Genomic DNA, 25,075 nt, shown 5'->3' on the forward strand with positions numbered 1-25,075 from the left:
CCTCGTGGTTTTCCAGGCGCGGGTCGGTGGTGGCGTCGCGGAAGACAAAATGCCCCTCCTTGCTCAATCCCTGGATCAGTTTGCGGGCGCTCATGGGGTTGGCGTGCAGGTAGTTGTCCGAGAGGCCATGCTGGGCCACCGGCACAAAGAGATCTTCGTCTTTTTCAGTCAAAAAGAGACAGGCCGCTTTGCCGTCCATGGTTTGAACGGCGTTTTGGACGATCATGTCCAACAGCTCGTCCTTTTTCAGGGAGGATGCGAAAGCGCTGCTGACATTGCAAAAGGTTCGAAAATAATCGGTTTTTGGGGTCATGGTCTGCTCTCCTCACACCGCCTGTTGATCCAATCCGGTTTCGGTTTGACAGCCTCTTACACTTTTTTTGTCTTTACAGCCGCCGCGGCCTTGCGTTTACCCCCGGATGCGGCTGCCGTGCGGGCGGTGGACCGGGCCGCGACGCGCCTCGGCCGGCCTGCAAGCTGGTCGCGGGCCTTGAGCCACTCGATGATTTTTGGTGAAAAGGCGCGCTGGCACTTCGAACTCACATAGATGCCGATGTGCCCGGTATCCAAGCAGATATCCTCGGTGTCCTTGCTGCCCACCCGTTGGCTGAGCAGCTCGCAGGCCGCAGGAGGCACCAGGTGGTCGAACTTGCCGTAGAAGTTCAGCAGCGGCATGGTGATCTTTTTAAGCTCCACCCGCTGGCCGCCGACCTCCATCTGGCTGTTGATCAAGAGATTCTTCTGGTAGCAATCCTTGACGAACTGGCGGAAGGTTTCGCCGGTGATGTCCGGGCTGTCGAAAATCCATTTCTCCATTCGAATGAAATTTTCGACGAAGTCCCGGTTGTCCATGTTCTCGAAAAACCCCACGTACTTGTCGATCATCAGGCGGGCCGGGTTTAGCAGCAGAAAGGCGAAGTTCATCAGGTCCGCCGGAATATTGCCGAAGGAATCCACCATGCGGTCCACGTCGATGGCTTTCATCCAGATGTGCAGCAGCCCCTGGTCGGTGTCGAAGTTGGTGGGCGTGACGGTGGTCACCAGATTTTTGACCTTCTGCGGGTGAAGGGCCGAATAGATCACGCTGAAGGTCCCGCCCATGCAGATGCCCATCAGGTGCAGCTGGGAGATCTGGTGCCGGTCGAGGATGAAATCGACGATGTTGTTCATGTAGCCGTTGACATGGTCGTCGATGGTCAGGAATTTGTCCATTTGGGTGGGATAGCCCCAGTCGATCATGTACACCTCGACCCCACCCTCGAGAAAGTTCTGAACCACGCTGCGGCCCGGCTGCAGGTCCAGCATGGTTTCCCGGTTGATCTGGGCGTAGACCACCAAGAGCGGGTGGTTGAGCTGCGCACCGCCGGCCGGCGAATAATGCTTCAGCCTGACGCGGTCCTCCTCATAGACAATACGGTAAGGGGTTGGACCCAGCTCGGTGTTCAATGCGCCGAGCATGACATCCGCGGCTTTCTGGGCCCGCTTGCCGACCTTTTCGGCATCTTGGGCAAGCTTGGTGATTATCAGGTCGACGGGAATTCCTGGCTGAGCCATCGCTGCACCTCTTTCTGGTTGGTTGCCGCCATTCGACCGGGTGGGGGGTACCGCCGCCTATTTGGCGGCTTTTTGCTCGAGGGTTCGGATTTTTTTCTTCAGCTCGTAGATTTCCTTGTAGAGCGCGTCCATATCGCGGTTGGTGGGAACCGGCAGGCTTTTGAGCACATCCTGCAGCAGGTCGTCCCGGGTGGCCTGGTAATCCTCGAAGGCGTCCAACACCCGTGACAGCGTCTGGGCATATTCGGACGTTTTGAAAAGCGTCATATAATGCCCCTCGAGGATTTTGACCCACATATTGTAGTAGTCTTTAGGATTTTCCGGCAGCGCCCCTTTTTCGGCGAGTTCGGCCACCTTCTCTTGCAGGACCTTGACGGACTGCTCCATGGGGAGGTAGAGAATGTTGACAAACTCGGCCATACCGTTTTGCAGCAGCACGAACTTGTCCAGTGTGCGGTGCGCTTTTTCCTGGTAGAAGCGGGTCAGCCCCAGTTGCGGGACCTGAAGAAATTGCTGGAACTCCTCCTTGTAGATTTCGGCCCAGGCCTTGAAGGTCTCCTGGTCAAGCCCCTCGAAATGGTAAGCCTCAACCGACTCCCCCATCCGGCCGGCTTTCTCGATCATCTGCCGCTGAAGGGTGAAGGTGCTGTTCCAGGCGCCTTCCAGCAGCCTCATGAGGATGTCGGGCATGACGCCGATGCCCTTCAAGAGGGCGTCGGCGCTGCCGCTCTCGCCCATGCTGGCCGAGAGCGCCGTCAGCGATTTGAGGTAAGACGACCAGGAGGCCTTGCCGCGGGTGAGCGGGCCTTCCGGCTGGCCCTCCCCGGGCGCCAGCGTCTCGGTCCACTGCTTCATCACCGGCCCCCAGAAATCGGTGGCCATCTTCATCCACGCGGAAAGCATCGATTCCGGTCCGGCGACCGCTTCTGTCCTGTCGTTCATGGCTCACCTCGCTGACGCGATCCGGGTTGGGCAGTCAACCGCCAGAGCATCCTGGGTGCGGGTCGTCTGGGCTGCGCTTGGGGTGGCTGCAAACAGCGCCGGCACTGGCAGCGCTGAAAATCCTGGGTGATCAAGGGAAAACGAGTCGGGAATACTGGTGAGAGACTATTTTAGAGCCCGCAGGCCGATTTGTCCACCCCTTTTTGCGCTCGGCCTCGCCGGCCGGGGAAACCAGGGATGCGCCAAAGGCCGGCACAACCTACTGGGCCACCTTCGTCTGGCGATATTGGATGTAGGCGTTGCGCAGGGCGTTGTATGGTTCGACGGCCGCCTCCTTGAGCGACTCGTAGTCGCCGATCCGCAAGGAGGTGTCGTTGACGGTATCGTAGGCCTTAATCCCGACGGACAGGGCGGTGGGGTCCACGTAAGTCACCGGGTTGAGAAAGAGGTCCCCCACGAACCCGACCGAGTCCCTGAGGGTCGAGGGTCCCAGAATCGGCCAGACGATGTAAAACCCGTTGCCAACCCCGTAATGGGCCAGGGTTTGCCCGAGGTCCTCATCGTGCGGCAGCATGTTGAGCCGGTCACGGGCCGGGTCGCCAAAGCCCAGAATGCCCACGAAGGTGTTGGTCAAAAAGCGTTCGGTTTCCGTTCCGGCAGCGCCCATCTTCCCCTGGGCCAGGCAGTTGACCAGGCGGATCGGGTAGATCAGGTTGTGGAAGAAGTTCTTGACCCCGGTGCGCACCGGGGTGGGCGTGACGGCCTTGTACCCTTGGGCGACGGGCTTGAGCAGCCAGAAGTAGAATTTGTCGTTGAAGTGATACATGAGGCGGTTCCAGGGCGCCAGGGGGTCGGCGACACGACGGATATCCTGCTCCTCCTCCTCATCCAGGAAGTCGAGATCATCATCTAGATATTCATCCCCGATCTCCTCGGGTGCGGCCTCTTCGGCTTGCGCAGCCCCGGCCGGGCCGCAGCCCCAGGGCACCGGGCCGGCCCCCAAAAACATCAGCAGGCTCAGCATCACGGCGGTTTTTGTGAATCCGGAGTCCATTGCGCGCTTCTTCTCTCGTACCCAGGCGGGAGGACCGCTCAGGAGGCAACCTCGGCGAGCTCCTCTTTTTGTTCCTGGAGTTTGTCCTTGAGTTTCTGGATCAACTGCTCGGGGGTTTCCTTGGCTAGGATCTCCCGAAACTGGGTCCGGTAATTCTGCACCAGGCTGACCCCTTCGATATTGACATCATAGACCAACCAGCGGCCGCCTTCCTGCAGCATGCGATAGTCCACCGGGGTTTCAACCTCCTCCCGGCGAACCTTGGTCTTGACCATCGCCTTGTCCCCCGCCAGCATCTCCTCACCCAAAAACTCCACCGCCAGCCCCGTATAGGTCCCCTTGATCTGTTCGAGGTAGCTGTGGGCGGTCAATTCGGAGAAAAGCTCGGTGAATTCCTTGCGCTGGCGGGGGGTGAAGGCGCGCCAGTTCAAGGCCAGGGACCGTTTGGCCATTTCGGTAAAGTCGAAGATGCCGCGGGTCACATCCCAGATGCGATCCCGCTGAAGCTGGCGCTGTTCCGGCGGGTCATATTGCGGGTCTTGCAGGATCTGCAGCACCGTGTTGACCGGCCCCTTGAGAGCCTCCATGGGCCCGGCGGAGACCTCCTGCGCACCGGCCACGGCGGCCAGCACCATGACGGCCAGGATTCCCGTGAGTGTCAGTTTCATTTGGATGATTGCCCTTTCCCGGGTACCGGTTGCGCCGGCTTTGACCAAAAGACGGCCACCGCGCGCGCCACCGGGTTTAGACCTTGCCAAAGGCGTATTTGCTGATCAACTCCTCGATATCGAGGGCCGATTCGGTTTCGATGATCGTGTCCCCCGCTTTCAGGACCGTATCGGAGCCGCCGGGGGAAAGTTTAATGTACTTGTCGCCGATCAGGCCGGAGGTTTTGACCGAAGCGATCACGTCATCGGTCAACACCACACCGTGTTCGATTTTAAGCTTCACCAGGGCCACCTGGCGCTCGTGGTCCAGGCTGATGAGGTCCACCTTGCCCACCGGCACCCCGGCGATCTCGACCTGGGCGCCTTTCTTGAGCCCCGAAACCGACTGAAAGCGGGCGTTGAGCACGTAGTAATTGTCCGCCAGCAGCTCCAGTTTGCCCAGTTTGACCGTGAGATAGCCGACGCTCAGAATTCCGATCAGAACGAAGATTCCCACCGCCGTTTCGACGGACGCTTTCATTTTCCATCCTCCACAAGCTGATGCACCGGTAAAAATCCCGAATCAGACGGTTTCGCAAAAGGCGCCAGATGGCGGAGCGCACATCTTTCGACGTGGGGCCCCGTCAAAGACAGCCTGCAGCGATTTCCCGTGGCAGCCCAGCGCAGGGATTGGCCTTTGACGAAACCGCGCAGGCTAACAGATCCGGAATTCAAAAATGGTATCGGGTGTTGTTTCCGCTCTCTCCAGGACATCTTCGATGCGATTGTCCTGCATGGCCTCCGCAAATCCGGCCCTGACGACAAAACAGATTTTCTCAAGACTCGGGGATGGGCTGATTTCGGTGCGCGTGATCTCTTGGGTAAGTTTTGAGCACACCATGTGGGCCTGATCCCGGGTGGTGTCCGGCAGCAGCATCAGAATCTTGTCCATCCCGTAGCGCGAGCAGGTATCGGTGATGCGCAGGTGTTTCTGAAGTCCCCGGGCAAAATCCTTCAATATCGCCTGGCCGGCTTCGTGGCCCAATTTTTCGTTGATCTCCGGAAGATTTTCAAAGACCAGCAGGACCAGCGAAAAGGCGCTCTGGTGCCGTTTGAGCCGGGCGATTTCCTGGCTGAATCGCCTCTCACCCTGGCGTCGGTGCGACAAACCGGTTAATTCGTCGCGTCGGCTTTCCATGCCGCGGATGAAAGACTGGATGTCGGAATCCTTGACGTTCTGGATTTCCTCCGGCGAGCCTTCAAACAGGATCCGCCCCTTGTCGATCATGGCGATGTGCTGGGAGATGTAAAAAACATCCGGGATTTCATGGCTGACCACCACACCGGTGAAGCGGTAGCGCTTCTGATAATCCGAAATCAGGCTGTGCACGGCGTTCTTGCGAATGGGATCCAGGCCGGTGGTGGGTTCGTCAAAGAGCACGATTTCCGGATCGGTGACCAGGGCGCGGGCCAGGGCCACCCGTTTTTTCATGCCCCCGGAAAGCACCGCGGGATTCTTGTCCTCGATATGATGCAGGTCCAACTGGCGCATCTTGTCGCGCACGCGCCGCTGAATCTCGGCCTTGGGCAGCGTGGTGCGCTCCATCAGGGGCAGGGCGATGTTTTCAAACACCGTCATGGAATCGAACAGCGCCGCGCCCTGAAACATGTAGCTGAACTTGCGTTTGAAGGCCTTGCGCTCCTGTTTGTTCATCCCCGCAAGCGGCCGGCCCTCGAAGAGGATTTCCCCCGAATCGGGCGCCAGCAGCCCGATGATCAGCTTCAGCAGGACGCTTTTGCCCACCCCGCTCTTGCCGATCAGGGTGGTCACTTCACCGGGGAAAATCCGGAAACTGGCGCCCTGCAATACGTGGTTGGTGCCGAAACTCTTGCAGACATCTTTGAATTCGATCAGGGGCTGCTTCATCACGGCCTACATCAGAAAAGAGGTCAGCACATAGTCCACAACCAGGATCATCACGCAGGACTGGACCACCGCCGAGGTGGTCGAAAGGCTGACCCCTTTGGCCCCGAACCCGTCGGCCCGCTTGTGGGTAAAGAACCCCTGATAACAACAGATCGACGCCACCACCAGGGCAAACACCACCGATTTTATGAAACCGCCGGTGACGTCCTCCAGCAAAACCCCCGACTCCACCCGCGCATAGTAGATGTGCGGGTTGATCCCCAGCAGGACCGAACCGGTCAGATAGCCGCCGAAAATGCCGACCACGTCGAAAACAGCCGTGAGCAGCGGAAAGCTGATCAGGCAGGCGGCCAGTTTGGGGCTGACCAAAAACCGCACGGGATCGATGTCCATGGTTTCAAGGGCATCGATTTGTTCGGAAATCCGCATAATCCCGATTTCCGCCGCCATCGCCGACCCGGCGCGGCCGACCACCATGATCGCCGTCAGCACCGGCCCCAATTCACGCACAAGCGAAAGTGCCACGGCTGCGCCCAAAAACCCTTCGGAACCAAATTTCACCAGGCTGTAATAACCCTGAAAGCCGAGCACCATGCCGGTGAAGGCGCCGGTCAGACATATCACCAGCACCGATTTCATGCCGATGAAATAAACCTGATGAAGGATCTTGGCGATCTGGAGCGGCAAGGTGACGATGTGCCAAAGGCCCTTGAGGGTGAAAAGCGTGAAGACCCCCAACTCCCGGACAATCGCGATGGCGGCAGCGCCGAGCCGGGCGACCGGCCTTTTGAATTCTGCGACAAGATCCATTCGACGATTCCTCAGGGATCACTTGAGCAAGGCGGCATTTTTCAGACGGCGGGCCGGGCCATCACCCCGCACGGACCCGAAGGTCGCGCCCCATACCGAGTGCGGAGCCTGCTGACAAAAAAGGCGGTTGGGCGGTGCGGTCCGGGATGCTGCCGCGACAATTTCGGCCTCGGCGTGACGCTGGCCGGACCATCGTGGCGCAGGGTAGCGCGCGACAGGGGGCATCCTTCAACAAGCCGTGAAGGGTTCGGAAAGGTAAGGTATATGTATTCTCGGGGCTGAATGTCAAGATGGAAAAATTCGCGCCGGGCCGTCGCCTGCGCTTTCCAGGGGTCGTGCGGGGGTGCACGAATGGTGCGGTTCCGGTGCCACCGGCGGCCGGCAGCAACCTGACCGCCGCCCTCAATTGCGGGCTGCCGGATACCCCTTGGCCCGCAACCGACTCGCCAGCGCCGCAGGCAGCAGCCCCAGGCGGCGGGCAAGTCTCCCGAGAGCACCGTTTTCCAGCACCCGCCCAAAAGAGGACCCGAACCTCCGGGCGGCGCCCGCAAAGCGCAATTGCCCCCGGCCGGAGAGCCCATTCAGGCGCCGGCGAAGCTCTGGGTAGCCGGGGTCGATCTGGTGGACGGCGCGGTACAGCGCAAGAGCTGTCTCCCCGAACCCTGTTTTCTCGGCCACCTCCGCCAGATGAAATTGGGCGTCGGCGGTTTGACGGCTGTCCAGACGATGGGGCAACAGCAGATGGACAAAGCGCTCCGGGCGTTTTGCCGTGGGGCAGCAACGGGTAAGGCATTCACATAGCCCCGCGAGCACATCCGGCGCCGGGCAAAGCGGCTGATAGAGTTTGGCATATGCCGCCAGGGCCTCTTCGAAAAGCCCCATCTCCCGGAATGCACGGGCGCAGTTGTGCAGGTTGCAGGGATCGCCGCCCGTATCCCAGGCGCTCCGGATGAGTTCGACCTCCGTTGCTGAAATGGCGTCGCAGGGCCCGGTCTCGATTGCCGCCAGTTCTTGGGACAAGACCTGCATCCGGCCCTGCACTGCGTGCCGAACCTCCGGATCGAGCGGGCTGCCGATTTCCAGAATTTTTTGGTAGACGCCGATCGCCTCGCGGTGAAGCCCCTGGGAGCGATAAAGTTCCGCTTCCCGCTTCAGCAGCGCAATGGTCATTTTCCCCGTCATAGATCACGCGGCCTGAAAGCGTTCGCCTGAAGAGCCTTCAAAAAGATCACCTGCCTAAACGATCGGTTTGAACGCCCGAAACTTTACCGGCCGCAATGGGGCGCTATCTGGCTTTGGTCGGGGAGCTGGGGCGCTTTTCGAATTTGATCCCGATGCCCTGGGCGTTGTGCCGCACCACTTTTCCCCGAACCCGCACCTGCTTTTTGCGGCTGGCAAAAGGAATCGAGACGGTCACTTCTTCACCGGGAAAAAAATACACATCCGTCCTGATAAAGGCCCCTTCAAGACTGATGTTTTCCATCAGCTCGGCGCAGTGCTCCTCGCTGCCGAAGGAGAAGGTGACCGGAATACGGCAGGATTTCCGCGGCTTGCTGCGCCGCTGCTGGCGAAACTCGGAGTTTTCATAGTGCCGTAAAAGGGACTGCTGCTGACGGTTGGGCTGCTGGGCGTGATTCATTACCGCTCCTCCGTGAGTGTGAAGCCGTGTCTGCCGGCCGAGGCACAAAAAAACAAGCGTGCACGAAGCGACTGCCCAGGTGCAATCAAAGATCATGCCATCAGGCTTAAAATCCGAAAAAGCTAAATTATTTTAAATACTTTTTTCAATGTAAGGGGAATCAAAAAAACCGGGTTTGGGGTTTATGACCTTGGAGACGGAAGGAAAAACGCGCAGGATGGGAATTTTTTTACCCAATTTCGCGGTGCCGGTTGCCGCCGTGCAAGCGCCACCATGCGAAAACGCCCAGGAGAAGCAGCGCGATCAGGAAATAGGGCGGGAAAAATTGCATCGCCTCGCGGAAAATCGCCGCTTCAGCGGCCTCGGGGGACCCAAGCGCGGCCTCGCGATGATTGCCGGAGCGCAGCACCGCCAGCAGCGCCGCGTACATCAGCCCGATCAGGCCGTAGCCCAGGTTGAAGGCCAGCCCCTTGAAGCTCAGGACTGTGGCCCGCTGTTCGGAGCTGGCGACCCGGTTGAGGTAGTGGCTGACGAAAAAGGCGGTGAAAAGCATCGCCGTTCGCAGCAGTAACATGGGCAGTAGCCCCCACCGCGGCCAGAAGAAGGTCACCCCCACAAGGCCGGTAAGGGTGACCAGGGAGAGAATGGCAAGGTTGGCGACTGGTGTCCGATTTTCGGCCAGCCAGCGGGCAATTCGGGGAAGAAAAAGCCCCAGCAGGGCCATTGCCGAGGCGATCAACCCGAAAAGCGCCTCCGGAATTTCGATCAGCCGATAGTACTGGCTGTTCAGCGTGACGATCATCCGCACGATGTGGTCAAAAAGCAGGCCGGCCAGAATGATCACCAGGGCAAAGGGGGTTTTCAGAAGCCAGCGGCCGGCACCGAAGGTCAGCCGGAACGCCTGCTGGATGGCATTGCCGCAGGCCGCCGGGTCGCCGCTGCAGGCATTCGCGGGCGACGCAACCTCCTTGATCCGCAGCACCGTAAAAAGCGCGCCGAGGGCCATGAGCAGCGAGAGGTAGAGGGGAAAGCGCAGCGTCACCGATTGCGAAAGTTGAACCGGCATCCCCAGCCAGTCGGCCAACTTTTGCACCAGCAGTGGGTCGTAGACCGCCGCGCCCACGCTCATGACGCCGATGAAGGCCAGGGATTGGGCCCGCATCTGAAATTCCAGCACCTTGCCCCAGTCCCGGGTATCGCCCTCTTTTTTGAGCGAATCGTAGGCAATCGCCTCGTCAGCGCCGCTGGCGGCCGCCTCGGCGGTGCCGCTGAGAATCCGGTTGACCAGGAAAAGGGTGAACAACAGGTTCGGCTTGCCCAGCGGGGCGAAGCACAGGATGGCCATCTCAACGACCATCAACATGCCGCTGCCGACCAGCAGGTTGCGCCGCCCGATGACATCGGCCAAAGCCCCCGAGGGGACCTCCAGCAGCACGATCGTCACCGCCCAGACCACGTTGAGAAGGGCAAACTGCTCCAGCGAGAGGCCGAAATCAAGGAAGAGGATCGTGAAAACCGGGTAGTAGAAGCGGGCGTTGAAAAAAATCCTGAAGGCGATGAAGAGCCGAATGTTGGTTATGGCAAAGGGCGATGCGACGATGGGGCCTCCTTATGGGTCCGCCGGGCCGGATTGCGGGGTGCGTGCCGCGCGCGGTCTCGGGCCGCAGGGCGCGGGTTGGCGCCGACGGGGCAGACGGGCCGGGCCGCCTGCCGCAATTTCCGGCGCACCCCTTCCAACAGCGGGCGACCGCCGGCAGCGTCACTTGCGGGCGGCGTAGGCCCGAATCAGTTTCTCTTCCAGGTCCATGATCCGGGCTATGCTGGCCAGGGGAATTTTCTCCTGCAGCAGCCGCTCCAGCAGTTCCCGTTTTGCCCGGGGAAGCGACAGCTGCGGCGCGCCTCCCTGGGAAATAGCGGCGTCGGCAGCCAGGGTTTCGCGGCCGGTGATGATCGGCAGCAGGGTCCCCTCCCGGAAGCCGCGGGCGAAGATTTCGAAATCCCGCTCCAGGCCCTTTTGTGCAAGCGCCGTGGCCCATTGCCGCAGGGCGGGGTCGGCCTCGCGCGCCAAATCCGCCAAACTGGGCACACCCGTCTGCAGGCAGGCGGCGAGCCGGTTTGCCAGAAGACCGCCGATATCCGCCGGGCTGTAACGGCGCTGGACGGAAAAGCGATGGTCGAAATAAACCAGAATGGCATGCACCCAATCCCGCAACTGCCGTTTTGCGATGAGATAGTTGTCAACCCATACCGAGGCGATCTGGCCGAAGGGCACCCCGCCCGCCGCCGGGGTAAGGTAGAGGCGGGGCTCGGCGACATCCTCACAGTGGAAAGCGGCCCGGATCTCGGCTGCGGATTTGAGAAACGACTTTTCCGGCAGCGGGGCCTCCTGGGTGTACTTGAACAGGTTCGCCACATCCCCCGGGGCGGCAAGGGTGTGGCGCCCGGGATCGAAGTCCGCCGCATCGCGGGGCTTCAGGCAAACGGCGAGTTCGGCGGCACTTTCCAGCGCCGCCGGTTTGAGCTGAAACACGATCGGCCCCTCCAGGGCGGGCAGCGCCTGCAGGTCCCGGGCGAAAGATGCGCCCGGATCCGCCAAGTAAACCCCCAGCGGGCGGGCGGCGGGCTCCCCCGCCGGAGCGCTGCCGTCGTCTTCGGCCTCGGCGCCGGTCTGTTCCCGGGCCACGTTCGAACCCAGAGCGCCGGCTCGCAGATAGGCTTCAAATTGCGTCAACTGGCAGGCATGGTAGAGCATCACGCCGCGCCGGCTGAAGAGATCCACGATGGTCTGAATGGCTTCCTTGGAAAACATGACGATCCCTTCCTGGTTGGCCGCCGGCGGCGCCGCCCCCAAGGTCCGGGGCGGCACCCCCGGCAAGATTTCGCTGGGCGCCATTGTCAGCCCACGATATAGGTCCCAGTGCCTACCGCAATGAGCACCCCGGCCTCGCTGTGCATCTCCATCCGGGTGACGGCCACTTTGCTGCCGGCGCGCATGATGGCGCCGGTGATCACAAACTCCCGGCCCTTGCCTGGCCGCAGGTAATCCACCCGCAGATCGATGGTGCCGATCCGGGCAACCCTCTGGACAATCAGATCCATGGGCTGGCCGACAAGCTGTCTCAAGACCCCGGCGGTGGCCGCAAGCCCCCCGGCGACATCCACCACCGACGAGATGACCCCGCCGTGGAGGATTCCGTAGTGGGGGTTGCCCACCAGGCTGGCCTGCATGGGAAAGGCCACCTGGACTTCCTTTTCTCCCAGGGCGCGCACCGTCAGTCCCAGCACCCGGTTGAAGGGCAGCTGTTCTTCATAGAGCCGCCGCAGAAAGTCAAAGAGGCGGGCCAGGCCCGCTGCGTCGTCGGAATCCTGCACCTGATGGCACCCTTCCGGAGGCGATCTGAAAGTCATCCTGTTGAACCGGCGGGGCCGGGGTCTGCAGCCCTGGCCGGTTGCCAGCGGTTCTGTAAAATACAGGGCAGGAGAAGATAAACCGATTCGGCCGGTCCGTCAAATCACGGCAACTCTTGGCGGCCCCCACACCCTGCGGCAGGGGCGTGCACCAAAAATTGCCGATCTATATCTTGAACGGCCATTAACCAAAAATCCAAGATTGGGACCGCTCACGGTATAGTTTTCGACTTTTGCGGCCAGGCGCTGTATGGTGGGGTTTTCGATCCAGATGACCAGGTTTTTGAGAGGAAATTCGCCAAATGGCCCCCGACACCCCCGGCACGCCATCCACCCAAGACCCCGCAAGCGACAGCTGGCAGCGGCTGATAGCGGAGAGCATCGTCACCGCCGAAGACCTGGCGGCCCGCCTGCCCGTCGACCCGGCGCACATCCGACCGGTCATCCGGCGCTACCCCATGCGGATCACCCCCTACTACCTGGGGCTCATCCGCCGGGAAGGGGACCCCATCTGGCGCCAGGCGGTCCCGGACCCGGCCGAGATCGCCGATTCGCCGCTCGCTGCCGACGGCCTGGGCGAAGAGTCCCAGTCCCCGGTTGCCCACCTCACCCACCGCTACCCGGACCGGGTGCTGTTCGCCGTCTCGGGCCAGTGCGCCATGTACTGCCGGCACTGCATGCGCAAACGCAAGGTGGGCCGCGCGGCCGGCATCACCACCGCAACCCGGCGCGAGGGCCTCGCCTATATCCGGGACCAGCGCCAGGTACGGGAGGTGATTCTCTCCGGGGGCGACCCCTTGATGCTGGCCGACGACGTCATCGGGGACCTGCTGGCGGCGCTGCGGGCGATCCCCCATGTGGAAACCATCCGCATCCACTCCCGCATCCCCTGCACCCTGCCCCAGCGCATCACCCCGAGCCTGGTGGGCATCCTGGGGCGCTTTCACCCGCTGTTTTTCAACACCCACTTCAACCACCCGGCCGAGTTGACCCCCGCAGCCGCCCGCGCCTGCGCCGCACTGGCCGACGCCGGCATCCCGCTGGGCTGCCAGAGCGTGCTGCTCAGGGGGGTCAACGATGACCCGGGCGTGATGCAAATCCTGCTGCGGGGGCTGCTCAAGATGCGGGTCAAACCCTACTACCTGCATCACCCCGACCCCATCCGGGGCACCGCCCACTTCAGGCTCCCGGTGCGCAGGGGCCTCGAGTTGATGCGGCGCCTGCGCGGCGCTGTCTCGGGCATGGCCGTCCCCCAGTACATGATCGACCTGCCGGGCGGGGGTGGCAAGGTGCCCCTGCTGCCCGACTATGTTCAGGGCGAGGGCCCGAACCGGCTGCGGGTGTCCAACTATCGCGGGGAGGTCTTCGAATATCCCGAGTAGCCACCTGCGGCGTCGAGCCTGAGGCCCGGTATGCCAGGGTGACCGTCAGAGCCTTGGCGGGTGGGCAGCCTCGGTTTCGAGCCGGACGCGCACGGCATTGGCATGGGCGCCCAGCCCCTCGGTTTCGGCAAGCCGCATGACATCCCCGGCTTCATCCTCCAGGGCGGCCCGCGAATAGTGGATCAGGCTGGTCTTCTTGGTGAAGTGCTCGACGCTGAGGGCCGAGGAAAAGCGCGCCGTGCCCGCCGTGGGCAGGACGTGGTTGGGGCCGGCGACGTAGTCTCCCACCGGCTCCGGCGTGAAATGGCCGAGGAAGACGGCGCCGGCATTGCGGATCCGGCCCACCCAGTCGAAGGGCGCCGCGAGCTGGAGTTCCAGATGTTCGGGAGCGATCCGGTTGGCCAGCGCCACCGCCGTTTCGATATCCGGCACCACCAGGGCCGCGCCGTAGCGGGCCAGCGAGGCCGCGGCGATTTCGCGGCGCGCCAAACGCGGCAGCTGATCCTGGACGGCCGCCACGACGGCCTTGGCCACTTCGGCCGAGTCGGTCAGCAGCACGGCCGATGCCAGGGGGTCGTGTTCGGCCTGGGAAAGCAGGTCGGCGGCCGCGAAGGCCGGCTGCGCCGAGCGATCGGCAATCACCAGGATTTCGCTGGGCCCGGCGATCATGTCGATGCCCACCGTGCCCGCCACCAGCTTTTTGGCCAGGGTGACGTAGACATTGCCCGGCCCCACGATCACCTCCACGGCCGGGATGGTTTCGGTGCCGTAGGCCAGGGCCGCGATGGCCCAGGCGCTGCCAACGCGGTAGATGGCATCGACCCTCGCCTTGTCCGCCGCCACCAGCAGGTGGGGGTCGACCTTGCCGCCGCGGGTGGGCGGCGTCGCCATGGCCAGCCGCCGCACACCGGCGATCCGGGCGGGAATGGCGCCCATCAGAACCGAGGATACCAGCGGGGTTTTGCCCTCCTTGCCGCCCGGCACGTAGATGCCGGCGGCATCCACCGGGTTGACCAGCTGCCCCAGGAGCGTGCCCGGCCGCTGGGTGCGGATCCAGGAGTGGCCGACCTGCTGCCGGTGAAAATCGGCGATTTGATCCGCGGCCCGGTCAAGCGCCTGGATGAAGTCCCGGTCCACTTGGCTGTGGGCGGCGGCGATCTCCTCAGGGCGGACCTGGATATCGGCCGCGGTCAGATCCGGGGCGTCAAAGCGCTGGCTGTATTCCACCAGGGCGCTGTCGCCGCGGCGGCGAACGGCGGCGATGATCCGGCCCACCGCCTGGAGGTCTTTTTTACGGACGGCCAGATCGCGGTTGACAATCGCGGCCAGTCGTTTCTCGGCCGCGGCCGAGGGATAGGAAAGAATTTTCATGGCAGAACCCTTTTTTTCGGCCGGGGTGACCCCCTTGGATAGCGCTTCATGGGGCACCAGCGGCTGTCATCGGCAAAGACCGCGCGGGGGTTGGATAAGATAAGCGGGGGCCACTGTCAACTCCCTTCAGAGGGTCCTCGGCGCGACGGTTGTGAACCCATGCTCAAAATTGAGATTGACTTCTGACGGTCAATCTGTACAAATGGCAGCCCGAAAGGCCCATAAAGCGCTATCAATTAGGCAATGGCAATGCAACTGGAGGAGATGAATGAAGGCAAACCGCATCCACAATTTCAACCCGGGCCCCGCCGCCCTGCCCCTGCCCGTCCTGGAGGAAATCCAGGCGTCCTTCCTGAATTTCGAAGGCACCGGGATGTCCATCACCGAGATCAGCCACCGCTCAAAGCAGTTCGAGGCCCTGCTCAACGACGCTGTCCAGCGCACCCGGCGCCTGCTGCAGCTGGACGAGCGCTACAAAGTGCTCTTTCTGCAGGGCGGAGCCAGTCTGCAGTTCTGCATGATCCCGATGAATTTCCTGCGGGACGGCGATTGCGCCGATTATGTCAACACCGGCACCTGGTCCACCAAGGCGATCAAGGAAGCCCGCATTCTGAACAAGAGGATCCAGGTGGTGGCCTCCTCCGAGGACCGCAACTTCAGCTACATCCCGCGCGAGATGGCCTTCACCCCCGATGCGGCCTATGTCCACATCACCTCCAACAACACCATCAAGGGCACCCAGTGGGGCGCGTTTCCCGATACCGGCAAAATTCCGCTGGTGGCCGACATGTCCTCGGACATCCTGAGCCGGCAATTCGACGCCACCAAATTCGGCCTGATCTACGCCGGGGCCCAAAAAAACATCGGCCCGGCAGGGGTCTGCATGGTCATCATCCGCGACGACATGCTCTCCCGGGTCCCCGCAACCCTGCCCACGATGCTCTCCTATACCACCTTTGCGGAAAAAAATTCGCTTTACAACACCCCGCCGTGCTTTGCGATCCACACCGTTCAGCTGGTGCTCAAATGGATCGAGGAGACCGTCGGGGGCCTGGCACCAATGGAGGCCCTCAACCGCCGCAAGGCCGAAGTCCTCTACGGGGTCATCGATGCCAGCGAATTTTACCGCGGGACCGCCGAGCCGGACAGCCGCTCTCTGATGAACGTCACGTTCCGGCTGCCCAGCGAGGAGCTTGAAAAACGCTTCGTGGCCAAGGCCCTCGAAAACGGTCTCGGGGGGCTCAAGGGACACCGCTCGGTGGGCGGCTGTCGCGCATCGATCTACAACCCCACCCCGCTGGCGGCGGTGGAAGCCCTGGCGGATTTCATGCGCGCCTTCGAAAAAAAGAACGGATAGCGCGCCCGATCGCTGTCTGTCAGGCGTCCAGTCGGCCTGCCGCCCCAGTGGCGTCAGGCCGTTTTTTTTCAGGACCGCGCCGAACCACAATCAGCGAGATGTCGTCAAACGGCTGGGCGTCGCCGATGTGCGCGAAGAGCTGGGCGCGCAGGCGCTCAACCAATTCGGCGGCCGAGCCGTTGCGGCCGGCCATCAGGTCCAGCAGCCGCTGCTTGCCGAACATCTCGCCCACTGGCGAGAGGGCCTCGGTCACGCCGTCAGTGAAGCCCACCAGCGCGTCGCCGGGTGCCAGGGTCGCCTCGCCCCGCTGAAAAACCACCTGCGGCCACATCCCCACCGCCGGCCCGGTGGGCGAGAGAACCCGCTTGACGGCGCCCCCGGAGACGATCAGGGGCGGCTCGTGGCCGCCGTTGATGTAGGTCAGTTTTCCGGTGGGAGTCTCCAACACTCCGAAAAAAAGGGTGGCGAACATCCCCAGATCGCTGTGGTTCTGGGCGATATAGTCATTGGTGAGACTCACCGCGCGAAGCATCTGGTTCTGACACGGGTTCGGCGCCTGGCCCGGCAGCGGAACGTCGGGCCTGGGCAGCCCCACACCCTCCAGGGCGCTCTGGCCGGAAAAAATGCGGATCAGGCTGCGGAAGAGCGCCATGAACAGGGCGGCACCGACCCCCTTGTCGCAGACATCGGCGATCACCACGCCGATGCGGCTTCCGGGCAGCTCGAAGACATCGTAAAAATCCCCCGCCACCTGGCGGGCCGGCTCGAAAAAGACGGCAATCTCCCAGCCGGGGTTTTGCGGCAGCCGCCGGGGCAAAAAATTCCGCTGCATCTGGCGCCCCTGGTCCAGCTCCTTGCCCAGGGTTGCCGAATAGGCTTCCACCTGCTGCAAGCTCTCCTTGAGGGCGGCTTCGGCATGCTTGCGTTTCTCGATGGCCTCGGAAATCTGTCGGTACATGCGGTTGAAGGCCGTGATCACCTCTCCCAGTTCATCCTGGCGCCGAACCGTGGCGGCATAGAAAGCAGGCGCCGGGGAATCCCGCACGATGGCCTCGCCGGCCGTGACCAGGTCCCGGCGCAGGTTGAGAATCGGGGTCACCACGATGGGATCCAGTGCCACCCAGGCACCGACGGTCACAAAAAGCGAGATGATGACCACCAGCCCGGCAATCCGAAGAATGAAGGCGTAAAGCTCGTGCTGCACCCAGGTCGTATCATGCCGCAGGATCAGGATGCGTGAGGGCGACAGCCCATTCAGCGGGCAGACCACGTCATAGCGCCGGGGATTGCGCTGTTCGATGCCCGCGGGGCTTGCGGTTTTCAACGCCCCGAGGCTCAGCTCGGGGGGCTCCCCGAAACTGCCCACCCGCGACCCGTCGGCCCGGTAAAGGGTGCCCCCCAGCACAAAGGGATGGGCTTGCATCACCATCAGCCGCTGCAGCAGAGCCTCGTCGGCGATTGTGGGCGGGGTGAAGGCCATCACCATCGAGACCTTTGCCGAGGAGACCTCTTTTAATCGATCCAGCAGCTCCCCCTTGCGCTTGTGTGCCGAGGGCACCAGGATGATGGCCTCGATTAGAATCACGCTGGCAAACACCCAAAATACGATCCGCCGCGACAAGCGCGATTCGGGCAATTTGAGCAGCGTTTTGAAAAAACGAAAATCGGCCATGGCCATCCGCCTCCAACAGCCCCTTTCCCCGGGGCCAAACGCCGTTCCCTGCCTGGACCAAAGCCGTTTGATCCTCGCCGGTCAGAAAGGCTGAGGTAATGATATGCACGAAGCGGCAAAATCAAAGCAACGCGCAGCACCCGACGCCTCGGGCAGCGGTCAAAACGGGGTCAAGCTCGGCGGGGTTTTTCCGATAATAGCCTGTATGGAAATCTTGGTCGCACCCGCGGACCTGAAGGTGTCCGCCAACCCGCAGGATGTTCTGGCAACCGAGGCGCTGGGTACCGCCGTGGGCCTGGCGGCTTTCGATCCGGTTGCACACACCGGCGGGATCCTGCACTTTCTGCTGCCGGACGCCAGCCTGAACCGCTCCAGAGCACAAAAGACGCCCGCGCTGTTTGCCGACACCGGCATCCCGGCCCTGCTGCAGGCGCTCATGGGCGCCGGGGGGGAAACCTCTCGGCTGCAGGTGACGGTGGCCGGGGGCGCTTGCGGCCTGGATCAGAAGGGGCCCTTCGACATCGGCCAGCGCAACCTGCTGGCCCTGCGCAGAATTCTGCAAGCAAACCAGATCCCAATCCAGCATGAAGAGGTCGGGGGCCAATTCTACCGCGGCCTGCGGCTGGACCTCCACAGCGGCCGGTGCCAAATTTCGATCCCGGGCCACGGGGAGATGACTCTATGATATCGGTCCAAAAACTGGTTCAGGCAATCGACCAGCTCAAACCACTGCCCCAGGTTGTCAGCCGCCTGGTGAAAATTGCCGATGACCCCCAGGCCTCGCTGCGCGAGGTTGCCGATATCATCACCCACGACCCCCTCATCACGGCCGATCTGCTCAGGATGTGCAATTCGGCTTATTTCGGGATGCCGCGTAAAATCGACTCGGTCCAGGAGGCCATCACCCTGCTGGGCCTGGAGAAAGTCGTCAATCTGGTGCTGATCAAGTGCTGCCGCGCCAATCTCGGCCGGGCCCAGCAGGGCTACGGCCACCAGGAGGGCGAACTGTGGCGCCACGCGGTATCCACCGCGCTGATCGCGGGGGACCTGGCCGAAAGGCTGGCAGCCGAGGCCAGACCGCGGGTCTTCACCGGGGCGCTGTTGAAGGATATCGGCAAAGTGATCCTGGACCGCTTCGTCGCACAGGCCTTCGGGATGATCGACAACCTGGTCCAGACCCAGGGGATAAGCTTTAAAACCGCTGAAAAAAAGGTCATCGGCGTGGATCACGCCGAGCTGGGGGCCATCGTGGCCAAAAAATGGCAGTTCAGCGGCAAGCTGGTGGCCATCATCCAGCACCACCACCTGGATTGTCCGGAGGCGCGCGATGATCTGGAAACCAACCTGGTCTACCTGGGCGATACGGTGGGCATGATGCTGGGTTTGGGCGGCGGGTCGGACGGCCTGGCCTACCATTTCTACGACGAAACCCTCAAACGGCTGCAGATCACGAGTCAGGACATCCAGGAGATCATCATGGGCTTCAGCGAACACCAGGCCAAAATCGAGATTCTGCTTGAAATGGCCTGACCTGCGGCCGGATTTTCCACCCGTCACAGCGTATTGACGCATCAAGCGGCGCTATGCCGGCATCATCTTTGATGAACCGGTAAAAAGTCGAAAACCAGACGGTTTCGAAAAAAGTTCAAGCTCAAGGCGCGCAAATCTCGGGGAGTGAGGCGTACTGATGTACGCCGCAGCGACTTCGAGATGCAGCGCAACGCAGAGATTGGGCTTTTTGCGGAACCGTCATTTTTGAACCGCCAGGGCGGCCTCCATCAAGGCTTCGGCGAAGGTCGGATGCCCGTGCACGGTGCGCGCGAGGTCCTCGGCGGCCGCCCCCAGCTCCAGCGCCAGCACGGCCTCGGCGATCATGTCGGAGGCCCGCGGCCCGATGATATGCACCCCCAGGATGCGATCGGTCCTTTCGTGGGCGATCAGCTTGACCATCCCCTCGGTGTCACCCATGCAGCGCGCACGCCCGCTGCCGGCAAACGGGTAGGTCCCGATGCGGTGGGGAATGCCGCGCTCCTTGACCTGCTCCTGGGTAAGCCCCACCGCCGCGACCTCGGGCCAGGTGTAGACGATCGAAGGAATGGCGTCGTAGTTGACCTCGGCAGTCCCGCCGGCGATGATTTCAGCGGCGGCCATGCCCTCGGCCGAGGCCTTGTGGGCCAGCATCGGCCCCGCCACCAGATCGCCGATGGCATAAACGCTGGACACATTGGTGCGGTAGGCCGCATCCACCAGCACCCGGCCGGTCTTGGGATCGATCTCCACCCCTGCGTCCTCGAGCCCCAGGCCGCGGGTCAGGGGCCGACGGCCGACAGCCACCAGCAGCCGGTCGCAGGAGAGGGTTTCGGTCTTGTCGCCGGCTTCGAGACTGACCTGAACCGTCTTGCCCTTAACACGGGCCGCGCTCACCCGGGTCTCCAGCCGGAAAGTGAACCCCTGCCGGGTGAGCACCTGTTTGAGCTTGCGGCCGATCTGACCGTCCAGTCCGGCGGCGATCTGCGGCAACATTTCAATGACGGTGACCTTTGCGCCCAGTCGCTGCCAGACCGAGCCCAGCTCCAAGCCGATGTACCCCCCGCCGACAATGACGAGGTGCTTGGGGACGACATCGAAGGCCAGCGCCTCGGTGGAGCTGACCACCCGCTTGCCGTCGAAGTCAAGGCCCGGAAGCGCCAGCGGTTCGCTGCCGGTAGCCAGCAGAATGGCCCCGGCCGAGAGGGTCTGCGGCTTGCCGCCGCCAGCGGGCGCCACCGTCACCTGGTCTGGTCCGCTCAAGCGCGCTTCACCGGCAACAATCCGGACCTTGTGGTTTTCCAGCAGCTTTTGCACACTCTCGGTCAGCTCGCCGACAACCTTGTCCTTGCGGGCCATCATGGCGGCCAGATCCAGCCCCACCCGGCCGGTCTGGACGCCGTGAGCGCCCAGCTTGTCCTTGGCCAGATGGTAGAACTCGCTGCTGTCCAGCAGGGCTTTGCTGGGAATGCAGCCCACATTCAGACAGACCCCTCCCAGGCGCGGGTTTTTTTCGACGCAGGCCACCTTCAATCCCAAGCGGGCCGCATGCACGGCGGCCACATAGCCTCCGGGTCCGCTGCCGACCACCACCAGGTCGAGCCGGTTCTTGTCCGCCATCGCTACACCTCCAACATCATGCGTTCCGGGTTTTCAAGGCATTCCTTGATTCGCTTGAGGCAGCCGACGGCCCCCTTGCCATCGACGACGCGGTGGTCGTAGCTCAGGGCGACGTACATCATCGGCCGGATGACGATCTGGTCGTCCACCACCACCGGGCGCTTTTCAATCTTGTGCATCCCCAGAATGCCGCTCTGGGGCGGATTGAGAATCGGGGTGCTGAGCAGCGACCCGTAGACCCCGCCGTTGCTGATGGTGAAGGTGCCACCCTCCAGATCGGCCAGTTCAAGGCGGTTTTCACGGATCTTGGCCACGTAATCGACGATGGCCTGCTCGATCTCGGCAAAGCCCATCCGATCGGCGTGGCGGATCACCGGGACCACCAGCCCGCGCTCGGAGCCGACGGCGATGCCGATGTGGCAGTAGTCGTGATAGAGGGTGTCCTTGCCGTCGATGTAGGCGTTGATTTCGGGGTGGGATTTGAGGGCGTCCACCGAGGCCTTGACGAAAAAGGACATGAACCCCAGCCCGACGCCATGCATTTTTTGAAAATCGTCCTTGTAGCGCTTGCGCAGCGCCATGGCCCGGCTCATGTCGATCTCGTTGAAAGTGGTCAGCATGGCCGTATTCTGCTTGGCTTCCAGCAGACGTGCGGCGATCCGCTGGCGGATGGGGCTCATGGGTTTGCGCCGGGTCCCGTCCCCTTCGACCGACGCCTCGTCTGCTTTCCCGGTTGCGGCGGGGAGCACCGCGGAGGCCGGGGCCGCTGGGGCGGCTTCGGCCGCCTCCAGAAAAAGCAGCACATCCCCCTTGGTGATGCGCCCCCCGGGGCCGGTGCCGGAGACCTGACTGAGGTCGACCTTTTTGTCCGCGGCCAAACGCCGCACCGAGGGCGGCAGGGTTTCCGGGGCCGGCGCGGCCGGGGTGTCGCTCTCTTTCGATTCGGGCCGCGCGGCGGCTTTTGCCGCTGGCACTTCAGCCGCAGGCGGGGTTTCGGCGGGTGCCGCGACCTTCGCCGGCGACGGTTCCTCAGCCGCCGCGGCGGGCTCCCCGGCCGTGTCGATGGTGCCCACGACGGCACCGATGGCGACGGTTTCGCCCTCCTTGACGGCGATGGCCAGCACACCGTCGGCCTCGGCGACCACCTCCAGGGTCACCTTGTCGGTTTCCAGCACGAACAGGACCTCGTCCTTGCTAACCTGCGCGCCATCCTGCTTGAACCATTGGGCCAGGACGGCTTCTTTCACCGACTCGCCGACGCTGGGCACTTTGATCTCTAACTTCATGGTGACTCCTGTGGTTGGGTGGTGAAAAACGGGGGGCACTCGCCGGGGGGCCGCTGACCTCCGCCGTTGCCCGCCGCGGTGCAGCGCTCAACTTACGGTGGCGCGCCCGTTGGTCGGCGCCGGCCCCACGGCGCTGCTGACGATGGCGGCCTGGTCGCGCCGATAGATGTGGGGGTAGCCGGTGGCAGGGCTGGCCGCCGCATCCCGCCCGATATAGCGCAGCGCGCCGCCGATCGCCGCCTCCAACCGCGGCCGGACGAAGCTCCAGGCGCCCATGTTGGCCGGTTCCTCCTGGACCCAGCACCATTCCTGGCAGCGCCGGTACTTTTTGATCAGCGCCGCCAGCTGCGCCTCGGGGTAGGGGTGAAGCTGTTCCAGGCGAATCAGGGCGATGTCGGTTTTCTCAAGATCGCCGCGCCGCTGGGCCAGTTCGTAGTAGAGCTTGCCGCTGCAAAAGAGGGTTTTGCGAGGCGCCTTGGGGCTCTCCGGGTCCCCCAGCACCTCCTGAAAGCCGCCGCCGCTCAGCTCGCCCAGGCCGGAAACCGCCAGCGGGTGCCGCAGCAGGCTCTTGGGGGCCATGACCACCAGGGGCTTGCGAACCGGCCGCAGGGCCTGCCGGCGCAGCAGGTGAAAGTACTGGGCCGGGGTGGTGGGATTGCAGACCTGGAGATTGTCCCCCGCACACAGTTGCAGAAAACGCTCCGGCCGCGCGCTGGAGTGCTCCGGGCCGAGCCCTTCGAGCCCGTGGGGCAGCAGCAGCACCAGCCCGCTCAGGCGCTGCCACTTGGCTTCGCCGCTGGCGATGTAAAGATCGATCACCGACTGGGCGTTGTTGGCGAAATCCCCGAACTGGGCCTCCCAGATCACCAACCCCTCGGGACGGGCGATGGCGTAACCGTATTCGAAGCCCAGCACCCCGACCTCTGAGAGCATGCTGTCGAAGGCCTCGAAGGGCGCTTGATCGGCTGCGAGGCGCGCCAGGGGCACATGGCGCCGGCCATTCTGAATGTCCACCAGGGAGCAGTGGCGCTGGCTGAAGGTGCCGCGCCGGCTATCCTGGCCGCTGAGGCGCACTGGGTGGCCCTGGACCACCAGGGAGGCGAAGGCCAGGCTTTCGGCGTTGGCCCAGTCGATCCCGGAGCCATTTTCCACCGCTTCCAGCCGCTTTTTCAGCAGGCGCTCCAGCTTGGGATTGATATGAAAGCCCTCGGGCAGCGCCTGCAGCCCCCGGGCCAGCTGCTCCAGGGTCTTGCGGGCAACCCCGCTTTTAAAGGGGGCGGGATCCCAGCGCCCGTGATAGCCTTTCCAGTTTTCGTAGAAGCGCTGCTCGGGCAGCGCGCAGGACTGCCCGTGGGCTTCCTCGTAGGCCTCCGCCAGCTCGCCGTTGATCTCGGTTTCAAAGCGGGTCAGGGTTTCGGCGTCCACCAGCCCCGCCTCCTGCAGCTGGTCGGCGTAGAGCTGGTAGAGCGGCGGCCTCTCGCGGATGCGGTCGTACATCTGGGGCTGGGTGAAGTAGGGCTCGTCGCCTTCGTTGTGACCATAGCGCCGGAAACAGACCAGGTCCAGCACGACATCCTTGCGGAAGGTGCGCCGGTAGTCGCAGGCCAGGCGCGCCACATGCGCCAGGGCCTCGGGATTCTCGCCGTGGACGTGAAAGACCGGCACCATCAGCATCTTGGCGATGTCGGTGGAATAGCGCGTGGAGCGGGCGTCTTCGGGCAGGGTCGTATACCCGATCTGGTTGTTGATCACCAAATGAACCGTCCCGCCGGTGCGGTAGCCCTCCAGCTGGGAGAGGTTGAGGGTCTCCATCACAACCCCCTGGCCGGCAAAGGCCGAGTCCCCGTGGACCAGCACCGGCAGCACCCGGGCGCCGGCATCCGCGCCGGCCAGGTCCTGCCGGGCACGTGCGAAGCCTTCCACCACAGGGTCGACCGACTCCAGATGGCTGGGGTTGTTGATCAACACCATGCGCAGGGAGCCGCCGTCGGCGGTTTCCAGATCGGCCAGATAGCCGTTGTGGTACTTCACGTCGCCGGCGCCGACAATCTCGTCGGGATTGTAGCAGTTCTCGAACTCGTTGAAGATTTCGAAATACGGTTTGCCCAGGATGTGCGCCTGGATGTTCAGGCGCCCGCGGTGGGCGGTGCCCAGGATGATTTCGCGGCAGCCGCCCGCCACAGCCCGGGAAACGAGGCTGTCAAAAAGCGGGATGACGCCTTCGGCGCCTTCCAGCGAAAAGCGGGTCTGCCCCAGGTACTTCTTGTGCAAAAAGGCCTCGAAAAGGCCGGCCTGGAAGAGTTTGCGGAGGATCTTGAGCCGGGTCGCGCTGGACAGCTGCGGGTTGTTGCGGTCGGGTTCCATGCGCGCCTGCAGCCAGGTGCGTTCTGCGGGGTCCTGGAGGTGCATGTACTCCACGCCGATGGAGCGGCAGTAAGTCGTGCGCAGCGCCTGGACGATCTCCCGCAGGGGCGCCTGCCGCTCCTCGCCGCCCAGGCGGCCGGTATAGAAGAGGGTATCCAGATCGGCGGTGGATAGCCCGAAGGCCTCCAGGCTGAGCAGCGGGTGTTCGGTGGGGCAGGCCACCAGGGGGTCCAGACAGGCCAGCAGGTGGCCGAGATCGCGGTAGGCATAGATCAGGGCATCCACCCGGCTTTGCTTGCGCACCTGCTCCTCGCTGCAGGTTTCCGCGCCGAGCGCGGCGGGGCCCACCCGGGTGACCCCCAGTTCGAAGCCTTCGAAAAAACGGCGCCAATCTGCCGCGACTGCGTCCGGGTCCTGACGCCAGAGGGCATAGTGGCGGTCGATGACATCGATGTTCATCGTTTCGGAAAGCGCCATGCGGGTGAGACCTCCATGAATTTTTGAAAGGTTTGGGG

At 63.0% G+C, this 25,075-nt stretch carries 22 protein-coding genes; 4 read left to right on the plus strand and 18 right to left on the minus strand.

Annotation, left to right across the window (positions count from 1 at the left end; translation table 11 throughout):
* From LJE63_05210 to LJE63_05270, 13 genes are all read right to left on the minus strand, one after another.
* Positions 1-313, minus strand: a 313-nt coding sequence (locus LJE63_05210) for a GAF domain-containing protein (GenBank protein MCG6906004.1), incomplete at its 3' end; no start/stop codon positions are given.
* A 56-nt stretch (positions 314-369) separates the two neighbouring features.
* Positions 370-1,554: a class III poly(R)-hydroxyalkanoic acid synthase subunit PhaC gene (gene phaC / locus LJE63_05215; GenBank protein ID MCG6906005.1), complete on the minus strand. Its 1,185-nt coding sequence runs from the start codon at positions 1,552-1,554 to the stop codon at positions 370-372.
* 57 nt (positions 1,555-1,611) lie between these two features.
* Complete coding sequence (locus LJE63_05220) at positions 1,612-2,496, minus strand: hypothetical protein (protein MCG6906006.1); 885 nt, start codon at positions 2,494-2,496, stop codon at positions 1,612-1,614.
* Between the two features lie 259 nt (positions 2,497-2,755).
* Positions 2,756-3,550 carry a VacJ family lipoprotein gene (locus LJE63_05225; GenBank protein ID MCG6906007.1) on the minus strand — a complete coding sequence of 265 codons (795 nt, stop codon included), beginning with the start codon at positions 3,548-3,550 and terminating at the stop codon, positions 2,756-2,758.
* Between the two features lie 38 nt (positions 3,551-3,588).
* Complete coding sequence (locus LJE63_05230; protein ID MCG6906008.1) at positions 3,589-4,218, minus strand: ABC transporter substrate-binding protein; 630 nt, start codon at positions 4,216-4,218, stop codon at positions 3,589-3,591.
* Between the two features lie 76 nt (positions 4,219-4,294).
* Positions 4,295-4,738 (minus strand): outer membrane lipid asymmetry maintenance protein MlaD, encoded by a 444-nt coding sequence (gene mlaD / locus LJE63_05235; GenBank protein ID MCG6906009.1) that lies wholly within the window; start codon positions 4,736-4,738, stop codon positions 4,295-4,297.
* Between the two features lie 174 nt (positions 4,739-4,912).
* Complete coding sequence (locus LJE63_05240; protein MCG6906010.1) at positions 4,913-6,124, minus strand: ATP-binding cassette domain-containing protein; 1,212 nt, start codon at positions 6,122-6,124, stop codon at positions 4,913-4,915.
* Positions 6,125-6,130: 6 nt separating this feature from the next.
* A complete protein-coding gene (locus LJE63_05245) occupies positions 6,131-6,934 on the minus strand; it encodes an ABC transporter permease (protein ID MCG6906011.1) in 804 nt (267 codons plus the stop codon).
* Positions 6,935-7,336: 402 nt separating this feature from the next.
* Complete coding sequence (locus tag LJE63_05250) at positions 7,337-8,104, minus strand: hypothetical protein (GenBank protein MCG6906012.1); 768 nt, start codon at positions 8,102-8,104, stop codon at positions 7,337-7,339.
* Positions 8,105-8,219: 115 nt separating this feature from the next.
* Positions 8,220-8,573, minus strand: a complete 354-nt coding sequence (locus tag LJE63_05255) for a PilZ domain-containing protein (protein ID MCG6906013.1) — start codon at positions 8,571-8,573, stop codon at positions 8,220-8,222.
* A gap of 229 nt (positions 8,574-8,802) precedes the next feature.
* On the minus strand, positions 8,803-10,173 hold the full coding sequence (locus tag LJE63_05260) for an MFS transporter (protein MCG6906014.1): 1,371 nt from the start codon (positions 10,171-10,173) through the stop codon (positions 8,803-8,805).
* A gap of 159 nt (positions 10,174-10,332) precedes the next feature.
* Positions 10,333-11,466, minus strand: a complete 1,134-nt coding sequence (locus LJE63_05265; GenBank protein ID MCG6906015.1) for a hypothetical protein — start codon at positions 11,464-11,466, stop codon at positions 10,333-10,335.
* A 2-nt stretch (positions 11,467-11,468) separates the two neighbouring features.
* Positions 11,469-11,945: a thioesterase family protein gene (locus LJE63_05270; GenBank protein ID MCG6906016.1), complete on the minus strand. Its 477-nt coding sequence runs from the start codon at positions 11,943-11,945 to the stop codon at positions 11,469-11,471.
* Positions 11,946-12,283: 338 nt separating this feature from the next.
* Between LJE63_05270 and LJE63_05275 the strand changes: the two genes are divergently transcribed.
* Positions 12,284-13,363 (plus strand): KamA family radical SAM protein, encoded by a 1,080-nt coding sequence (locus LJE63_05275; GenBank protein ID MCG6906017.1) that lies wholly within the window; start codon positions 12,284-12,286, stop codon positions 13,361-13,363.
* Positions 13,364-13,408: 45 nt separating this feature from the next.
* Here the strand turns inward: LJE63_05275 and hisD are convergent, their stop codons facing one another.
* Positions 13,409-14,734, minus strand: a complete 1,326-nt coding sequence (gene hisD / locus LJE63_05280) for a histidinol dehydrogenase (protein ID MCG6906018.1) — start codon at positions 14,732-14,734, stop codon at positions 13,409-13,411.
* Between the two features lie 268 nt (positions 14,735-15,002).
* Here hisD and serC point away from each other — a divergent pair, with 268 nt between their 5' ends.
* Complete coding sequence (gene serC / locus LJE63_05285) at positions 15,003-16,091, plus strand: 3-phosphoserine/phosphohydroxythreonine transaminase (GenBank protein MCG6906019.1); 1,089 nt, start codon at positions 15,003-15,005, stop codon at positions 16,089-16,091.
* 19 nt (positions 16,092-16,110) lie between these two features.
* Here the strand turns inward: serC and LJE63_05290 are convergent, their stop codons facing one another.
* A complete protein-coding gene (locus tag LJE63_05290; GenBank protein ID MCG6906020.1) occupies positions 16,111-17,763 on the minus strand; it encodes a SpoIIE family protein phosphatase in 1,653 nt (550 codons plus the stop codon).
* 205 nt (positions 17,764-17,968) lie between these two features.
* Between LJE63_05290 and LJE63_05295 the strand changes: the two genes are divergently transcribed.
* Together LJE63_05295 and LJE63_05300 are read left to right on the plus strand one after the other, a co-directional pair.
* Entirely contained in the window at positions 17,969-18,448 is a 480-nt protein-coding gene (locus tag LJE63_05295; protein MCG6906021.1) for a chemotaxis protein CheD, read from the plus strand.
* Positions 18,445-19,293: an HDOD domain-containing protein gene (locus LJE63_05300; protein ID MCG6906022.1), complete on the plus strand. Its 849-nt coding sequence runs from the start codon at positions 18,445-18,447 to the stop codon at positions 19,291-19,293. The genes LJE63_05295 and LJE63_05300 overlap by 4 nt, the downstream gene beginning before the upstream one ends.
* 219 nt (positions 19,294-19,512) lie before the next feature.
* Here LJE63_05300 and lpdA read toward each other — a convergent pair whose 3' ends face one another.
* From lpdA to LJE63_05315, 3 genes are all read right to left on the minus strand, one after another.
* Positions 19,513-20,910, minus strand: a complete 1,398-nt coding sequence (lpdA, locus tag LJE63_05305; protein MCG6906023.1) for a dihydrolipoyl dehydrogenase — start codon at positions 20,908-20,910, stop codon at positions 19,513-19,515.
* 2 nt (positions 20,911-20,912) lie between these two features.
* On the minus strand, positions 20,913-22,196 hold the full coding sequence (gene odhB / locus LJE63_05310; GenBank protein MCG6906024.1) for a 2-oxoglutarate dehydrogenase complex dihydrolipoyllysine-residue succinyltransferase: 1,284 nt from the start codon (positions 22,194-22,196) through the stop codon (positions 20,913-20,915).
* Positions 22,197-22,283: 87 nt separating this feature from the next.
* Positions 22,284-25,037, minus strand: a complete 2,754-nt coding sequence (locus tag LJE63_05315) for a 2-oxoglutarate dehydrogenase E1 component (protein ID MCG6906025.1) — start codon at positions 25,035-25,037, stop codon at positions 22,284-22,286.
* Positions 25,038-25,075 lie beyond the last annotated feature (38 nt).

The organism is Desulfobacteraceae bacterium, assembly GCA_022340425.1.
GTDB lineage: Bacteria > Desulfobacterota > Desulfobacteria > Desulfobacterales > JAABRJ01 > JAABRJ01.